This is a genomic window from Streptomyces sp. NPDC015661 (assembly GCF_043077765.1).
GTDB lineage: Bacteria > Actinomycetota > Actinomycetes > Streptomycetales > Streptomycetaceae > Streptomyces.
On sequence record NZ_JBIBST010000002.1, the window covers coordinates 606,940 to 620,926 of the forward strand.

General features: G+C 71.9%; 12 protein-coding genes. 7 read left to right on the forward strand and 5 right to left on the reverse strand.

All coding sequences use genetic code 11. From position 1 onward, the window contains the following. Position 1: 1 nt before the first annotated feature. Entirely contained in the window at positions 2 to 964 is a 963-nt protein-coding gene (locus ACF07V_RS07300) for an amino acid ABC transporter permease (protein ID WP_392151977.1), read from the reverse strand. 2 nt (positions 965 to 966) lie between these two features. Continuing rightward, a complete protein-coding gene (locus ACF07V_RS07305) occupies positions 967 to 1,914 on the reverse strand; it encodes an ABC transporter substrate-binding protein (RefSeq protein WP_392151978.1) in 948 nt (315 codons plus the stop codon). A gap of 265 nt (positions 1,915 to 2,179) precedes the next feature. Here ACF07V_RS07305 and ACF07V_RS07310 point away from each other — a divergent pair, with 265 nt between their 5' ends. The 3 genes from ACF07V_RS07310 to ACF07V_RS07320 all read left to right on the forward strand — a co-directional run bounded on the left by ACF07V_RS07310 (position 2,180) and on the right by ACF07V_RS07320 (position 6,025). Beyond that, positions 2,180 to 3,418 carry an MFS transporter gene (locus ACF07V_RS07310; protein ID WP_392151979.1) on the forward strand — a complete coding sequence of 413 codons (1,239 nt, stop codon included), beginning with the start codon at positions 2,180 to 2,182 and terminating at the stop codon, positions 3,416 to 3,418. Between the two features lie 47 nt (positions 3,419 to 3,465). Beyond that, positions 3,466 to 4,305, forward strand: coding sequence for an aldo/keto reductase (locus ACF07V_RS07315; protein WP_392151981.1), 840 nt, complete (start codon positions 3,466 to 3,468; stop codon positions 4,303 to 4,305). Positions 4,306 to 4,516: 211 nt separating this feature from the next. Next, positions 4,517 to 6,025 carry a DUF4246 domain-containing protein gene (locus ACF07V_RS07320; protein ID WP_392151982.1) on the forward strand — a complete coding sequence of 503 codons (1,509 nt, stop codon included), beginning with the start codon at positions 4,517 to 4,519 and terminating at the stop codon, positions 6,023 to 6,025. A 106-nt stretch (positions 6,026 to 6,131) separates the two neighbouring features. Here ACF07V_RS07320 and ACF07V_RS07325 read toward each other — a convergent pair whose 3' ends face one another. The 3 genes from ACF07V_RS07325 to ACF07V_RS07335 all read right to left on the reverse strand — a co-directional run bounded on the left by ACF07V_RS07325 (position 6,132) and on the right by ACF07V_RS07335 (position 9,729). Beyond that, positions 6,132 to 6,362 carry a hypothetical protein gene (locus ACF07V_RS07325; protein ID WP_392151984.1) on the reverse strand — a complete coding sequence of 77 codons (231 nt, stop codon included), beginning with the start codon at positions 6,360 to 6,362 and terminating at the stop codon, positions 6,132 to 6,134. Positions 6,363 to 6,368: 6 nt separating this feature from the next. Further along, on the reverse strand, positions 6,369 to 8,153 hold the full coding sequence (locus ACF07V_RS07330) for an FAD-dependent oxidoreductase (RefSeq protein ID WP_392151986.1): 1,785 nt from the start codon (positions 8,151 to 8,153) through the stop codon (positions 6,369 to 6,371). Between the two features lie 151 nt (positions 8,154 to 8,304). Then, positions 8,305 to 9,729, reverse strand: coding sequence for a tetratricopeptide repeat protein (locus tag ACF07V_RS07335; RefSeq protein WP_392151988.1), 1,425 nt, complete (start codon positions 9,727 to 9,729; stop codon positions 8,305 to 8,307). 169 nt (positions 9,730 to 9,898) lie between these two features. Between ACF07V_RS07335 and puuE the strand changes: the two genes are divergently transcribed. From puuE to ACF07V_RS07355, 4 genes are all read left to right on the forward strand, one after another. Beyond that, the gene (gene puuE / locus ACF07V_RS07340) at positions 9,899 to 10,807 is read left to right on the forward strand and encodes an allantoinase PuuE (protein ID WP_392151990.1); all 909 of its coding nucleotides are present in this window, start codon (positions 9,899 to 9,901) and stop codon (positions 10,805 to 10,807) included. Between the two features lie 115 nt (positions 10,808 to 10,922). Next, complete coding sequence (locus ACF07V_RS07345; RefSeq protein ID WP_392151991.1) at positions 10,923 to 11,279, forward strand: hypothetical protein; 357 nt, start codon at positions 10,923 to 10,925, stop codon at positions 11,277 to 11,279. Continuing rightward, entirely contained in the window at positions 11,276 to 13,108 is a 1,833-nt protein-coding gene (locus ACF07V_RS07350) for a GMC family oxidoreductase (protein WP_392151993.1), read from the forward strand. The genes ACF07V_RS07345 and ACF07V_RS07350 overlap by 4 nt, the downstream gene beginning before the upstream one ends. Further along, positions 13,105 to 13,959 carry a hypothetical protein gene (locus ACF07V_RS07355; protein WP_392151995.1) on the forward strand — a complete coding sequence of 285 codons (855 nt, stop codon included), beginning with the start codon at positions 13,105 to 13,107 and terminating at the stop codon, positions 13,957 to 13,959. Before ACF07V_RS07350 ends, ACF07V_RS07355 begins: the two co-directional genes overlap by 4 nt. The last annotated feature ends 28 nt before the right edge of the window (positions 13,960 to 13,987 follow it).

The window sequence follows — 13,987 nt, forward strand, 5'->3', positions numbered from 1 at the left end:
TTCAACGGCCCGCCTCCTTCTGTGTGCGGCCGCGCAGGGCGGTGAGGGGTCCGGCGCACAGGCGTCGCAGGGGAGAGAGCTCGGCACCGCGGGCCGTGCCCCGCCCGTAGCGGCGCTCGAGCCACGCCTGCGGGACGCTCAGGGCGCTGACCAGGGCCAGGTACCAGAGCGACGCCACCACGAGCATCGGGATGACCTGGTAGTTCTGCCCGTACACGTCCTGGATGTTGGACATCAGGTCGTGCGCCGCGATCACCGACACGAGGGCGGTCATCTTGAGCATGTTGATCGTCTCGTTGCCGAGCGGCGGGATGATCACCCGCATCGCCTGGGGCAGCACGATCCGCCGCATGGTGAGCGCCGGGCGCATGCCGAGCGAGTGGGCCGCCTCGGTCTGCCCCGGGTCGACGGACCGGATCCCGGCGCGGACGATCTCGGAGGCGTACGCGGCCTCGTTGAGGCCGAGTGCGAGCAGGGCCGCGACGGACGGGGTGAGCAGGGTGTTGGTGTCGGCCTGGAAGAAGGTGACGCCGGTGAACGGGACGCCGATCATCACCTGCTGGTAGAGGGCTCCGGCGTAGCCCCAGAAGATGATCTGTACGAGCAGCGGGGTGCCGCGGAAGACCCAGACGAACAGCGACGAGAGGCCGTACAGGACCGGGTTGTCGGAGAGCCGCATGACGGCGACGAGGGTGCCGAGGGCGAGGCCGAGGGTCATCGCGGCGGCGGTCAGCCACAGGGTGGTGGCCAGGCCGTCGAAGATCAGCCCGGCGAACAGGTAGTGGCCGACGACGTCCCAGTGCAGGTTGCCGTTCTTCGCGAGCGAGCCGATGAGGCCGGCCAGGGCGGCGACGGCGGCCACCGCGGAGATCCAACGCCCCCAGTGGTGGACGGGGACGATCTCGAAGGTGTCGGGTGCGAGGTGCTCGCCGGTGTGCGGTGTGCCCACGTGGGTGGTGGTCATCTCTAGTCCACCGCCGCGTTCTTGGTGGCTTCCTTCACGGCGATGGAGGCGACGCCGTACTTGTCGCAGATCGCGGTGAGGGTGCCGTCGTCGATCAGCGCCTGGAGCGCCCGCCTGATCGCTTCGGTCAGTTGCGGGAGCTGTCTGCTGACCGCGATGCCGTTGGGCGAGGCACGGTAGCCGGCCGGTGCCGCCGGGTCCTCGGCCAGGTCGAAGGCCTTGCCGCCGTCGGCGGTCTTGGCCGACCAGCCGGCGGCGGGCTTGGTGACGACCTCGGCGACCACCTTGCCGGAGCGCAGGGCGAGCTGGGCGTCGGAGTCCTTGGGGAAGGTCTGGATGTCGGCCACCTGTCGGCCGGTCGCCCGGCATGTGGCCTGGTGGGCCGTGAGCAGCTTGTACTGGTTGGTCGCCGCCTGGACGCCGACCTTCCGGCCGCAGAGATCGTCCAGCGTGCTGATCTTCGCCGGGTTGCCCTCGGCCACCAGGATGCCCGAGCCGGAGCGCGAGTAGTCGACGAAGTCGACGACCTTCTGCCGCTCCTTGTTGTCGGTCAGCGCGGACATCGCGACGTCGAACCTGCCCGCCTGGAGGGCGGGCACGATGCCGTCGAACTTCGTCGGGGTGAAGGCGAATCTGACGCCGAGCTTCGCGCCCAGGGCCTGGCCGAGGTCGTAGTCCAGGCCGGTCAGGTCGCTCTTCCCCTCGGTGACGAACATCGCGAACGGGGGGTACGGGACGTCCGTGGCCACACGCACGGTGCCCGCCTTCTTGATCTGCTCGGGCAGGGCCTCGTGGAGGGCCGCGTCCCGCGTGACCGTGACCCCGGCGATCTTGCCCACGGCTGCGGGTTCACCACCGCCGGCACCGCTCGCGCCGCAGCCGGAGACCACCGCCAGAGCCGTGCAGGCGAGCACGGCAGTCGCCCCGCGGCGGGGCGCAGAGATGTACATCAACGTCGTTCCCTCTCGGACGTCCGAAGCGAGCGGAATCCTCTCCGCCGGCGTTCCAGAAGTTACACATCAATGTTTGTCATGGCTAGATGTAATACCTGTTACGTAGGTGCGTAAGAGTCCGGCGCCGCAGCACGGCGGATTCACCTGCAGTCAGCACCACCCAGATCGCACCACCTACCCGCGCTTGCATATATAGCGCGCATGCAACTATTGTCGAAGCATGCAAAGGGATCGTTCAAGTAATTCCGGAAGGGGGCGAGCCATGCCGCTCGCTCTCCTGGCCCTGGCGGTCGGGGCCTTCGGCATCGGTACGACCGAGTTCGTGATCATGGGGCTGCTGCCCGAGATCGCCGCCGACTACGGCGTCACCATCCCCACCGCCGGACTGCTGGTCACCGGTTACGCACTCGGCGTCGTCATCGGCGCCCCGCTCCTCACCGTGCTCGGTACGAAGGTGAGCCGGAAGCGGATGCTCATGCTGCTCATGGGCCTGTTCGTATTCGGCAACCTGCTGTCCGCGCTCGCCCCCGACTTCGGGATGATGCTGACCGGCCGCGTCGTCGCCTCGCTCGCCCACGGCTCGTTCTTCGGCATCGGGTCCGTCGTCGCCGCCGAGCTGGTCGCACCGGAGAAGAAGGCCGGCGCCATCGCCACCATGTTCACCGGCCTGACCGTCGCCAACATCGTCGGCGTGCCCCTGGGCACGTTCATCGGGCAGGCGGTGGGCTGGCGCACCACCTTCGCCGTCGTCGCCGCGCTCGGCGTGATCGGACTGCTCGGCATCTCGAAGCTCGTCCCGGCCGTGCCCCGCCCCGCGGGTGCCCGTCTGCGCGGCGAGCTGAAGGCCTTCCGCAACCCTCAGGTGCTGCTCGCGATGGCGATGACCGTGCTCGGTTTCGGCGGTGTCTTCGCGGCCATCACCTACATCGCGCCGATGATGACGCACGCCGCCGGCTACTCCGACGGCGCCGTGACCTGGCTGCTCGTCCTCTTCGGCATCGGCATGTTCCTCGGGAACCTGCTCGGCGGGCGCTTCGCCGACCGGGCGCTGATGCCCCTGCTGTACGTCACCCTGGGCGGCCTCGCGGTCGTACTGGCCCTGTTCACCGTGACCGCGCACCACAAGATCCTCGCCGCGATCACCATCCTCCTCGTCGGGGCGCTCGGCTTCGCCACCGTGCCGCCGCTGCAGAAGCGCGTCCTCGACCAGGCGCACGGTGCGCCGACCCTGGCCTCCGCCGTGAACATCGGCGCCTTCAACCTCGGCAACGCGCTCGCCGCCTGGCTCGGTGGCATGGTCATCGCCGCCGGCTTCGGCTACACGTCCCCGAACTGGGTCGGTGCCGTCCTGGCCGCCGCCGCGCTGCTCCTCGCCTTCTGGTCGGCGGCGCTGGAACGCCGGGCCTCCGCGAAGGACTCCCCCGGCCTCACGGACGACGCCGGTGCCGTCGGGGCCCTCACCGTCACGGCGCCGGCCGCCCCCAGCCCCGTACACCACTGATCCCCCACCCTCTCCACCCGCACCGAGTGAAGGAACGCCCGCCCACCATGGCACCGTCCACCACCCCCACCGTCCCCACCGTCACGCTGAACAACGGCGTCGAGATCCCGCAGCTCGGCTTCGGCGTCTTCCAGGTCGCCGACGACGCGACCACCGCCGCCGTCACCTCCGCCCTGGAAGCCGGCTACCGCAGCATCGACACCGCCGCCGTCTACGGCAACGAGGCCGGCGTCGGCCGTGCCCTCGGCGCCTCCGGGCTCGCCCGCGAGGAACTGTTCGTCACCACCAAGCTGTGGAACGCCGACCAGGGCCACGACGCCACGCTGCGCGCCTTCGACGACAGCCTGGCCAAGCTCGGCCTGGACCACGTCGACCTGTACCTGATCCACTGGCCCGCCCCGGACCGTGACCTGTACCTCGACTCCTGGCGCGCCCTGGAGCGGCTCGCCGAGGAGGGCCGGATCCGGGCCGCCGGCGTCTCCAACTTCCAGCCCGGACATCTGCGCCGGCTGATGGACGGCGCGGCGCTGACCCCGGCCGTCAACCAGATCGAGCTGCACCCCGCGCTGCAGCAGTCCGAGCTGCGCGCCTTCCACGGCGAGCACCGGATCGCCACCGAGGCCTGGAGCCCGCTGGCGCAGGGCGCGGTCCTCGACGACCCGGCGATCACCGCGATCGCCGCCGCCCACGGCAAGTCGCCGGCGCAGGTCGTCATCCGCTGGCACCTGCAGCTCGGCAACGTGGTCATCCCCAAGTCGGTGACCCCGGCCCGGATCCGCGCCAACATCGACGTGTTCGACTTCGTCCTCACGGACGAGGAGATGGCGACGATCGCCGGTCTCGACCGCGGCCTGCGCACCGGCCCGCACCCCGACGAGCTGAACTGACCCGCGCGCCCACCGGCCGTATCCCCGTCCCCCCCTTGCCTGTTGGCTCGCGCTCGCTTGCCGCGGCTCCGTTCCGGGCTCGCCGTCCGGAACGGAGCCGCGGCCCGCTCCCGGCCCCGGCGGGGTTCCTCGTGCGCCCCCCCTGCGGTGTCAGTCGGCTGGGCTATTCTTCCCGCCACCGCACGCCGACCGACCCTAGGGACCTCGAGAATTGACCGGCCTGTCTGCTTTCCCCTTGCCCTTCCACGCCTCCCGTTCCCTCGCGTTCGCGACGCCCCGAACGCTGCGGGAGCTCCAGATGATGCGGTGCAGCGCACACATTCGGTCGAAGCCGGGGTGGTTCGACAAGAGGAACGATCCCGCCATCGTCTCCCGGTGGACGCGAGAAGCGGTCGCCCAGGGCCTCACCGAAGCGCAAGTTCGTTATGTGCTTGCCGAACTCGCGCACTACGCCGCGCTGCGGGACGGACGCACCGGCATCGAGGTGTCCGCCGTCGACGGGGTGTGGCAGTCGGACTCCCTGGTCGACGACAAGCTCGGCTCCCGGCTGCGCGAGGCGGTTCGGGTTCTGGAGCAGGTCCCCGAAGCCGAGCGGGACTGGCATCCCGGATCCGGCGAGCAGGTACTGGATCTGGTTCATCCCTCCCTGTTCTGCCTGGTGAGAGAGGTGAGCGGCGCGCCCGAGCGGGCTTGGCAGAACCCGACGAACCCCTACTCGACGTACGAGTTCTCGGAGAGGTTCCAGTGGCTGCCGACGGACGTCGACGTCAGTGACGACGGCGAGGTCGCCTTCCGCTCGTACGTCAACAACGTCCACCCCGAGACTCATCACGCACTGGCCTCCGTGCTGCCGGACCTGTTCGCGCGCTTTCTCCCCCTGTGGGAGAACGTGCTCACCGATCTGCGCCATCCGCGGGCCCTGCGCATCGACGCCGATCCCTATGGGTGGTACGACTCGGAGCCGGAGTACCCGGACCAGTCCGCCTACAGCGACGACGAGGCCTACGCGGAGGCCCGCCGCGCATGGGGACGGGCCCAGGACGACTGGTGGGAGAACCGCCGCCCGGTCGTCCCGGACGCCCCGGACTTCGCCCCGCCCGGTTCGCCCGACGCCTCCGCCCGGGTCGACCTGCGCGGCCGCCGTCTCCAGGTCGTCGTCAAGCTCGCCACTCTTCATCTCACCCCGGACAAGCCCGAGTACTCCGGCGGTTCCTGGCACGTCGAGGGGATGCTGAACGAGCGGATCGTCTCGACCGGCATCTATTACTGGGACAGCGAGAACATCACGGAGAGCCGGCTGGGTTTCCGTGCGGCGCTCGACGACCCGGACTACGAGCAGAACGACGACAACGGTCTGCGTGAGGTCTACGGCCTTGAGGACGAGGACGCGCTGAACCAGGTGCTCGGATCGGCATCGACCCCGGCGGGCCGGTGCCTGGCGTTCCCGAACGTCCTGCAGCACCGCGTCGACTCGTTCCGCCTCGCGGATCCCACCCGTCCGGGACACCGCAAGATTCTCGCGTTCTTCCTCGTCGACCCGTCGGAGACGATCGTCTCGACGTCCGACGTGCCGCCGCAGCAGCCGTGGGCCGACACCTCGACCATGACGCTCGAACAGGCCAGGGACTTCCGCGAACAGCTCATGCAGGAACGCAAGTTCTTCGTCGACGAACACAACGAGCAGCTCTACGAACGGGAGTTCTCCCTCTGCGAGCACTGATGAACCCGGGCCCCGGCACACGGCGATCCCGTTGTGTGCCGGGGCCCCGCCGGCATCCGGGCCCGTGTGCAAGACACCCCCCAGGGGTGGCCGTACCTCACGCACTTCAGGTACGTGCGTACGAGGTGATGGTGCCCCGCGTGTACGTCTGCCCGTAGGTGATGTCGAAGGTGCTGACCGGATAGTCGGCAGCGCTCGCCGGTGGGGCGGCCAGCAGAACACCGCAGGTCGGCGTGGCTGAACCAAGGGCGACAGCAGAGCGGTGAAGCACGTCGTCTCCAGGTTCCTCGGCGATGCGGTCAGCGGCCAGTATCCGGGGCCCGGCGTCCGGGTCCATGGCGCCTCAGCCGACGTCCAGCGCGTTGCGCAGGCCGAGGCGGTAGCGCAGGCGGTCGTGGCGCTTGAGGCCTTCCAGCTCCGGGGGCCGGAAGAGCGGCTGGACCGTGCAGCGCGGAGCGGTCGAGCCCGTCCGGTCGAGGAGGGCGTTGACGGCCTGGCGGGCGGAGGCGTTGGCGCCCTCCATCGTCGCCAGGTCGATGTCGACGGCCACGTAGTCGCCGGCCAGGAAGAAGTTGGGGATCGCGGTGGCGGCCTCGGGGCGGTTGTGGAAGGTACCGACCGGATGGACGAGGAGCTGGTCCTCGTTGGTCGGGTTCGGGGTGCCGAGGCCGTCGACTCCGGGGTCGAGGAACCAGGAGTGCAGGGCGCTGTCCTTCAGCACCGTACGGCCCGTGTCGTTGAACGCGGCCTTCAGCTGTGCCCACACCTCCCGGGCGACCTCCGTGCGGGTGCACTGCTTGGCCGTCTTGCCGTAGAGGATGCCGGGGCGGTCCCACTCCGAGACGTCCACCGAGAGGCAGTCGACGGCGACGCCGTCGCCGTAGTCGGCCGGGAAGTCGCGGGACGGCCAGTGGCGTGCCTGCTGGATCGCCGTCAACGACCAGGGGGAGTCGATGCAGTTGGCGTGGCCGGCCAGGAGCGGCGCGCGTTCGGTGAGATAGAACTGGATGCCCGTCATCCAGTCCGTCTCCAGTTCGTCGCACCGCGCCAGCTGCGGGTCCGCCGCCCGCAGGGCCGCGCCCCAGGTCCGCCGGGCGTGCTCCACCGGCATCGCCGAGATGTAGTGGTCCGCGGTCACCGAGTGGCGGAGGCCCTGTGGATCCTCGACGACCGCCGCCCCGATGCGCCCGGATCCCGCGTCGTGGGCCAGCTCGCGCACGGTCCAGCCGATACGGAACTCCACGCCGAGGCCGGTCAGATGGGCCACCCAGGGGTCGATCCAGGCCTCGTTCGTGGGCAGGTTCAGGATCCGGTCGAGGGGTCCGTCGGCGCCGCGGCCCAGGGCGTTGAGGGCGAAGGCCTCCAGGAGCGTGGCGACCGTACGGGTACTGGCCTCCTCGGCCTTCGTCGCCACGATGTTGCGGGTCAGTCCGACGGCCAGGATGCGCTGGTAGTCGTAGCTCATCCGCTCGGCCCGCAGGAACTCCCACCAGGGCGTGCGCTCCCACGCCTCGTTCCGCCGCTCGTCGCAGCTGGTCAGGAAGACGAGGAAGCGGTTGACGAAGTACGCGGTCTCGTGGAGCGGGAGGGAGCGGGCGGTGTCCAGGAGTGCGGTGAGGGCACGGCCGATCTCGTCGAGGGTGAGTTCGGCGGGCCGGTGGCCCGGCCACGGGAGCGGGATGCGCAAGTCTTCGCGGCCGGTGCGGGCGAAGGACATCTCCGCGGGGGCGACGAGGTTGTCCCAGACGCCGTTGGCGTTCCCGGGGAAGGGGATGCGCCGCATCGTGTCGGGGAGGTTGTGGTAGATGCCGGGGATGAACCGGAAGCCGTGTTCGGCGGGGAGCGGGCGCCGGCCGCCGCGCGCGCTGTCCGGTACGTCCATGGAGCGTGCCTTGCCGCCCGGCGCCCGGCGCTCGTAGACGGTGACGCGGAAGCCGCGCTCGGCCAGTTCGTGGGCGGCGGTCAGGCCCGCGACCCCACCACCGAGCACGGCCACGGACTGCGGTGCGGACGGTTCCGCGGCGACGGCCGGTGCGGTGCCGAGGGCGACCGCCCCGACGGCGGCCGCTCCGGTCGCGGCGGCCGCGCCCGCCACGAAAGTGCGTCGCGAGGTGCCCGTACGGTCCATGACCCAACCCCTTTACCGGCGGTAACCTGACGTCCGACGCAGGAGCATAAGGCCGTCCCCCGAGACCCGGAAGGTGTCTGCCGGGCTCATTCGCACCGAGGGGCGAGCCGGGCCGGGACGCGGTCGCGGGCGCCGTCGGGATGGCCCGAGGTCAGAACCGGTCGGCCGTGAGGTCTCCGCCCCGGCCGAGACGACGTGCCTCCTCGCGGGCTGCCGCGGCCCTGGAGGCATCCCCCGAGGCGTCCGCCAGGCGGGCCCTGCTGAGCCAGTTGTACGGGCTGTCCGGCCGCAGCGCGATCCGCTCGCTGATCAGGACACGCGCCATGTCGTGCCGCCCGGACCGCAGGGCCGCCTCGACGAGGGTCTTCTGGAGTGCGTCGCGTTGGGCGTGGCTGCCTCCGAACTCGTGGAACCGCCGCCGCAGCGGCCACAGCAGCCCCAGGACGGTGTCCTGGTCCCCTTCGGCGTGGGCGACCAGGGCCTCGCACACGGGCAGGCCCACCTCCGCGGTCATGGCGTGGTTGCTGACCGTTCCCGCGCCTGGCTCCGCGAGCCACCGGCGGCGGTCGGCGATCAGCCGCCGCGCCTCCCCGGTCCGGCCGGCGCCGACGTAGGACATGACCGCGTGCACGTCGTTGAAGGCGTAGAACGGCGGATCGGCCCGGGCCGACCAGGCGTCCGCGAGCGCCTCCCAGCGGCGGGTCTGGTCGGACCCCGCGAGGAGGAAGCGCCACAGCATGGCCGCCGCGTCCAGGAGTTCCATCGCGAGCCCCCGGGATCCCCCGTGGTGCAGTGCGTCGTCGTAGATGCAGAGCGCCTTGTCGGTGTGGCCCGCCTCCAGGGCGTAGAGCGCGTAGTGCCACCAGTTGTGGACGGTCAGGAAGTTGCCCGTGGACCAGTCGCCGGTGCGCGCGTCGAGATAGGCCATGCCCTCGGCGAACCGGCCCTGCATCTCGTAGGTGTGCACGACGGCGTGGATCGCCCACACGTCGTGGCGGTTGCGCGCGACGGCCGCCGATCCGATGTCCCGCGCGTGGCCGTAGTGCCCGGACTCCTCCAGGCCGAAGGCGTACATGCCCAGGATCGGGCCCCGGTGCGGGTCGTCCTCGTCCCAGGCGGACAGGGCGCCGCCGATCCTGTCCCGCAGGCGCAGGGCGTCACCGGTGAGGAAGTCGAGCTGGTGCCCCACGAAGAGCGCGAGCGCGTCGCGCGGGTAGGCCACGGTCAGCTCCTCCAGGACGGCGCTGCCCCGCCGCAGGTCTCCCGCGAGCAGGCTTTCGGCGGCGGCCGTGTGCAGTCGCTCCCGTGGGGGGAGGCCGGTCACGTCGAGACCGGACACGAAGCCGTCGAACCGGCGCCGTGCCGTCGCGGCGTCGGCCGGCTCGGTACCCAGCACCCCCAGATAGGCCGCGAACGCGTGCGCCACCGGCGCGGCGGGGGCGGTCGCGAGGAGGCCGTCGACCGCCCCGGTCACCTCGGGGCGGAAGAAGAGCAGGGCCTCCACGGCACGGTCCAGCCGTTCGGCCGCCTCCGATGTGCCGTTGTACAGGTCGTGGCCGTGCCGGTCGGTCGCCAACGCTGATCACCTCGTCAGGGGTCGTCTCATCGGATCGGCGTCCGCGCAGGTGGACGCCTCCTCCCATGGAGCCAGGAACCGATGCCGTGGCACAGTCCCTGAACAGGTGATCTCCAGCCGTCGCCGCGCCTCGTCCGGACGGTGGCCGATCGGCGGTAGCGTGCCGCCCGTGTCCGAGCACCAGCGCGACCTCGTCGGTTACGGCGCCGAGCCGCCGCATGCGGCCTGGCCGGACGGCGCCCGCGTGGCCGTCAGTCTCGTCCTGAACTACGAGGAGGGCGGCGAGCACAACGTCCTCGACGGCGACTCGGCGTCGGAGGCGTTCCTGCACGAGGTCGTCGGTGCGCCGCCCGTGGCCGGCGGCCGGGATCTCAACGCCGAGTCGATGTTCGCGTACGGCTCGCGCGCCGGGTTCTGGCGGATCCACCGCACGGTCCGGGCGCACGGTGTGCCGCTCACCGTCCACGCGGTCGGGCAGGCCCTCGAGCGGAATCCGGAGGCGGCGCGCGCGATGGGCGCGGCCGGGTGGGAGGTGGCCGGGCACGGCTGGCGCTGGATCGACTACCGCGAGGTGCCCGAGGACGTCGAGCGCGCCGATGTCGCCCGCACGGTCGCGACGATCGAGCGGCTCGTGGGCCGCCGGCCCGTCGGCTGGTACACGGGCAGGACGAGCTCCGCCACACGGCGCCTCGTCGCCGAGGAGGGCGGTTTCCTCTACGACTCCGACGACTACGCGGACGATCTGCCCTTCTACGTCGGTGCGGCCGGCCGGCCGCACCTCGTGCTGCCGTACAGCCTCGACGCGAACGACTTCAAGTTCCTGCTCGTCCACGGGTTCACGACGGCGGACGACATGCTCGCGTACCTCGTCGACACGTTCGACACCTTGCACGCCGAGGGCGCCGCACACCCCCGCATGATGAGCGTCGGCCTGCACGGCCGGATCATCGGCCGGCCGGGCCGCATCCGGGCGCTCGACGACTTCTTGCGGTACGTCGCGCAGCGGGGCGGGGCGTGGGTCGCCACGCGGGAGCAGATCGCCCGGCACTGGCTGGCCACCCGGCCTCCGATGTCCTGATGTCGGTCGTGTGTGCGAGCGGCGTCAGCCGTGCGAGGGAGCGCGCGCCGTCGCGATCAGGCCGTTCCAGGGGCGCGGGGCATGGACGGGCGGGAGGCGGGGCACCGATGCCCGCGTGCCCATCACGGACGAGACACAGCGATTCGCCGCCCTGTCGGCGCGGCTGACCGGCTTCGACGCGGGGGACCTGGCGGCCACCGGGCTCGTCGAGGTGTACCGGGCGGTCGCCGCGGAACAGCTCGGCGCCGACCGGTACGAGAGCTTGTTACGGGATCCCCCGGCCCCGGGCGACGTACGGGCGGCCCGAGCGGTCACCTACCTCTGGTACACCGGTAGTTGGCCGGGCCCGCCGCCCACGCTCGTGTCCCCGCGGGCCTACGCCGAGGCGCTCGTGTGGAAGGCGGCCGGACTCGGGGCACCCGCCGCCGCCCCCGGCGGGTACGGGAGCTGGGCCGAGGGGAACGAGCGGTGACGCGGTACGACGTGATCGTCGTGGGTGCGGGCATCGCCGGCTCACTGGTCGCGCACCGGCTCGGGCGGCACGGCCGCCGGGTCCTCGTCCTGGAGGCGGGCGCGAGCGCCGGCCGCGATCCGGACACCGATCCGCTCACCGACTATCTGACGGCCGCCGGCGGACTGCCGGGCTCCCCGTACCGGCCCCATCCGGCGTCGGCCTCGCCCGAGGTGACCGACCTCGCCGGCACGGACGGGAACCCCGGCTTCCGGGCCGCCGGGCATCTGCTGCAGGACGGACCCCTCCCGTACGCCAGCGGCTATGTGCGCGCCAACGGCGGCACCGGCAACGTCTGGACCGGCCTCACGCCCCGCATGCTGCCCGAGGACTTCGACACCGAGTCCTTCGGGTACGGACGGCGCTGGCCCCTCACGTACGACGATCTGGAACCGCACTACCGCGCGGCCGAGGAGGAGCTGGGCGTGGCCGCCGACGCCGTCGAACAGAGGGCGCGCCTCGGTCTGCGTTTCCCCGACGGCTACGTCTACCCCATGCGGCCCCTGCCCGCCGCCCGTCTGGACCGTCTTCTCGCGGCCCGGCTCGACGGTCGTCGCGTGGAGGACCCCGTCGGGCTGCGGGAGGTGGAGCTGAGAGTGGTCGGCACCCCGCACGCGCGCAACGGTGTCCCCGACCCCCGGTACGACGGCGGCCGCGGCTACGTTCCCCGCGGGCGGGACGGGCGGCCGGACCCGGACAGCCGGTGCGTGGGCAACGCGAGCTGCATCCCGCACTGTCCCTCGTACGCGAAGTACACCCCGCTCAAGACCCAGGGCCGCTGGAGCGGGTCCGTCACGCTCCGGGACCGGTCGGTGGTGAGCCGCGTCCTCGTCGACGGGCGGGGGCGCGCCACGGGGGTGGAGTACCGGTCGTACGAGGGCGAGGTGAGCGTCGCGCACGCCGATGTCGTCGTGCTGGCCGCGCACGCGGTGGAGAACGCCCGGCTGCTGCTCCTGTCGGGGCTGGCCGACCGCAGTGGCCAGGTGGGCCGCAATCTGATGGACCATCCGGTGCTGCTGACCTGGGGGCTGTTGCCCGAGGGCGAGCACGCCGGCGCGTACCGGGGGCCCGGCTCCGTCTCCGGCTTCGAGGGCTTCCGCTTCGGACCGGCGCGGAAGCTGCGGGCGCCGTTCCGCGTCGAGTTCGGGACGTGGGGGTGGATCTGGGCGAAGGGCCCGGTCGACACGGACGTGGAGCACTTCCTCATCGAACACGGCCTGTCCGGGCGGGAGTTGCGGCGGGCGGTCGGCGACCGGGTGCGCCGCCAGTTCACCTTCCAGTTCGAGATGGAGCAGGGTGCCGACCCCGCGAACCGGGTGACGCTCCACCCGACCGAGCGCGACGCGCTGGGCCTGCCCCGCCCCCTCGTCACGTACGACCTCGACGAGCACGTCAAGGAGGGGATGGCCGCGGCCCGGGCCGTCTCGGACCAGCTCTTCGCGCTGCTGGGCGCCGAGGACCACACGGACTACGCGCCCGCGACGGCCTGGCCGGGCCGCTTCGAGCACCGCGGGCGTACGTACGGCTACCGCGGGGCCGGTCACGCCGCCGGCACCCACCTCATGGGCGACTCCCCCGCCACCTCGGTCGTGGACGCCTGGCAGCGCTGCTGGGACCACCCCGGCCTGTACGCGGTCGGCTGCGGCAGCATGCCCTCGGTGGCCACGTCCAACCCGACGCTGACGATGGCCGCGCTCGCGCTGCGCAGTGCCGAGCGCATCGAGGCCGACCTGACGGACCGCGACCGCCCCCTCTCCCTCGAACCCACCGCCCCAGGAGCCCCCGCATGAGCTCGCTTCCGCTGCCGCCCGTGGCCGAACCCTTCCGGCTCCCCTTCCACTACGGGGCCCTGCACCAGATCGGCGTGGACTGGCTGGTCGACCCCGGTCCGGTCCGCGACCTGCTGTCCAAGTACCACCCGGATCTGACCGCGGCCACGTTCGAGGACGGGCGCGCGCTGGTCTCCCTCAACTACCAGCTGTACTTCGCGCAGTACGCGTTCGGCGGCGGTGTCACCCAGGAGATCGAGTTCAACGTCATCGCCTTCCCGACGGCCGACGCGCACCGCCTGCCGCGCCTGGGCTACGCCGAGTACGCGCAGGGCTGGGACCAGACGAAGCTCCTCGGGATCGCCCGGCTGCACGTCGTGTGCGACAACCCGTTCGCGATCAGGGCCGGGCGCGAGCTCTACGCCGAACCCAAGTACCCGGGCTGGTTCGAGGTCGGCCTGCCGTCCCTCAACGGGCCGGCGGGCGAGACGTGGACCGTGCGGTGCAAGGCGGGCACGGTCGGCCCCGAGGACACCCTGGAGAGGGATCCGGCCCCGCTGCTCGACCTCACGGCGAAGCTGAACGGGCTCACCGCCGTCGCCGCCTGCTCCGCCCCGATCACCGGATACGGCACCGACCGCGAGGGGCGGCTGCTCGCCGGCCCGATGAACGTCTACCGGCCGTACAATCTGTACGACCTGAGCGGCCCCGCGCACTCCGGGCGCACGCGCCTCGCGGTCCACGCCCCCGACAGCGACCTGGGCCGCGACATCCGCGCCCTCCTCCCGGACGGCACGCCGGCCGCCGGTGCCTGGACGTACCAGTCGCCGCCGGTGGCCGCCCACCACCGCCCGTACTACCCGATGCGCTGACCGGGCAACCTCCGGGGCGGGCGGTGCG

What these genes read in the sequence shown, in the direction of transcription:
- ACF07V_RS07305 (WP_392151978.1), bottom strand. Translation starts at nt 1,914, where the DNA reads ATGTACATCTCTGCGCCCCGCCGCGGGGCGACTGCCGTGCTCGCCTGC.
- ACF07V_RS07315 (WP_392151981.1), top strand. Translation starts at nt 3,466, where the DNA reads ATGGCACCGTCCACCACCCCCACCGTCCCCACCGTCACGCTGAACAAC.
- ACF07V_RS07300 (WP_392151977.1), bottom strand. Translation starts at nt 964, where the DNA reads ATGACCACCACCCACGTGGGCACACCGCACACCGGCGAGCACCTCGCA.
- ACF07V_RS07330 (WP_392151986.1), bottom strand. Translation starts at nt 8,153, where the DNA reads ATGGACCGTACGGGCACCTCGCGACGCACTTTCGTGGCGGGCGCGGCC.
- ACF07V_RS07355 (WP_392151995.1), top strand. Translation starts at nt 13,105, where the DNA reads ATGAGCTCGCTTCCGCTGCCGCCCGTGGCCGAACCCTTCCGGCTCCCC.
- ACF07V_RS07325 (WP_392151984.1), bottom strand. Translation starts at nt 6,362, where the DNA reads ATGGACCCGGACGCCGGGCCCCGGATACTGGCCGCTGACCGCATCGCC.
- ACF07V_RS07310 (WP_392151979.1), top strand. Translation starts at nt 2,180, where the DNA reads ATGCCGCTCGCTCTCCTGGCCCTGGCGGTCGGGGCCTTCGGCATCGGT.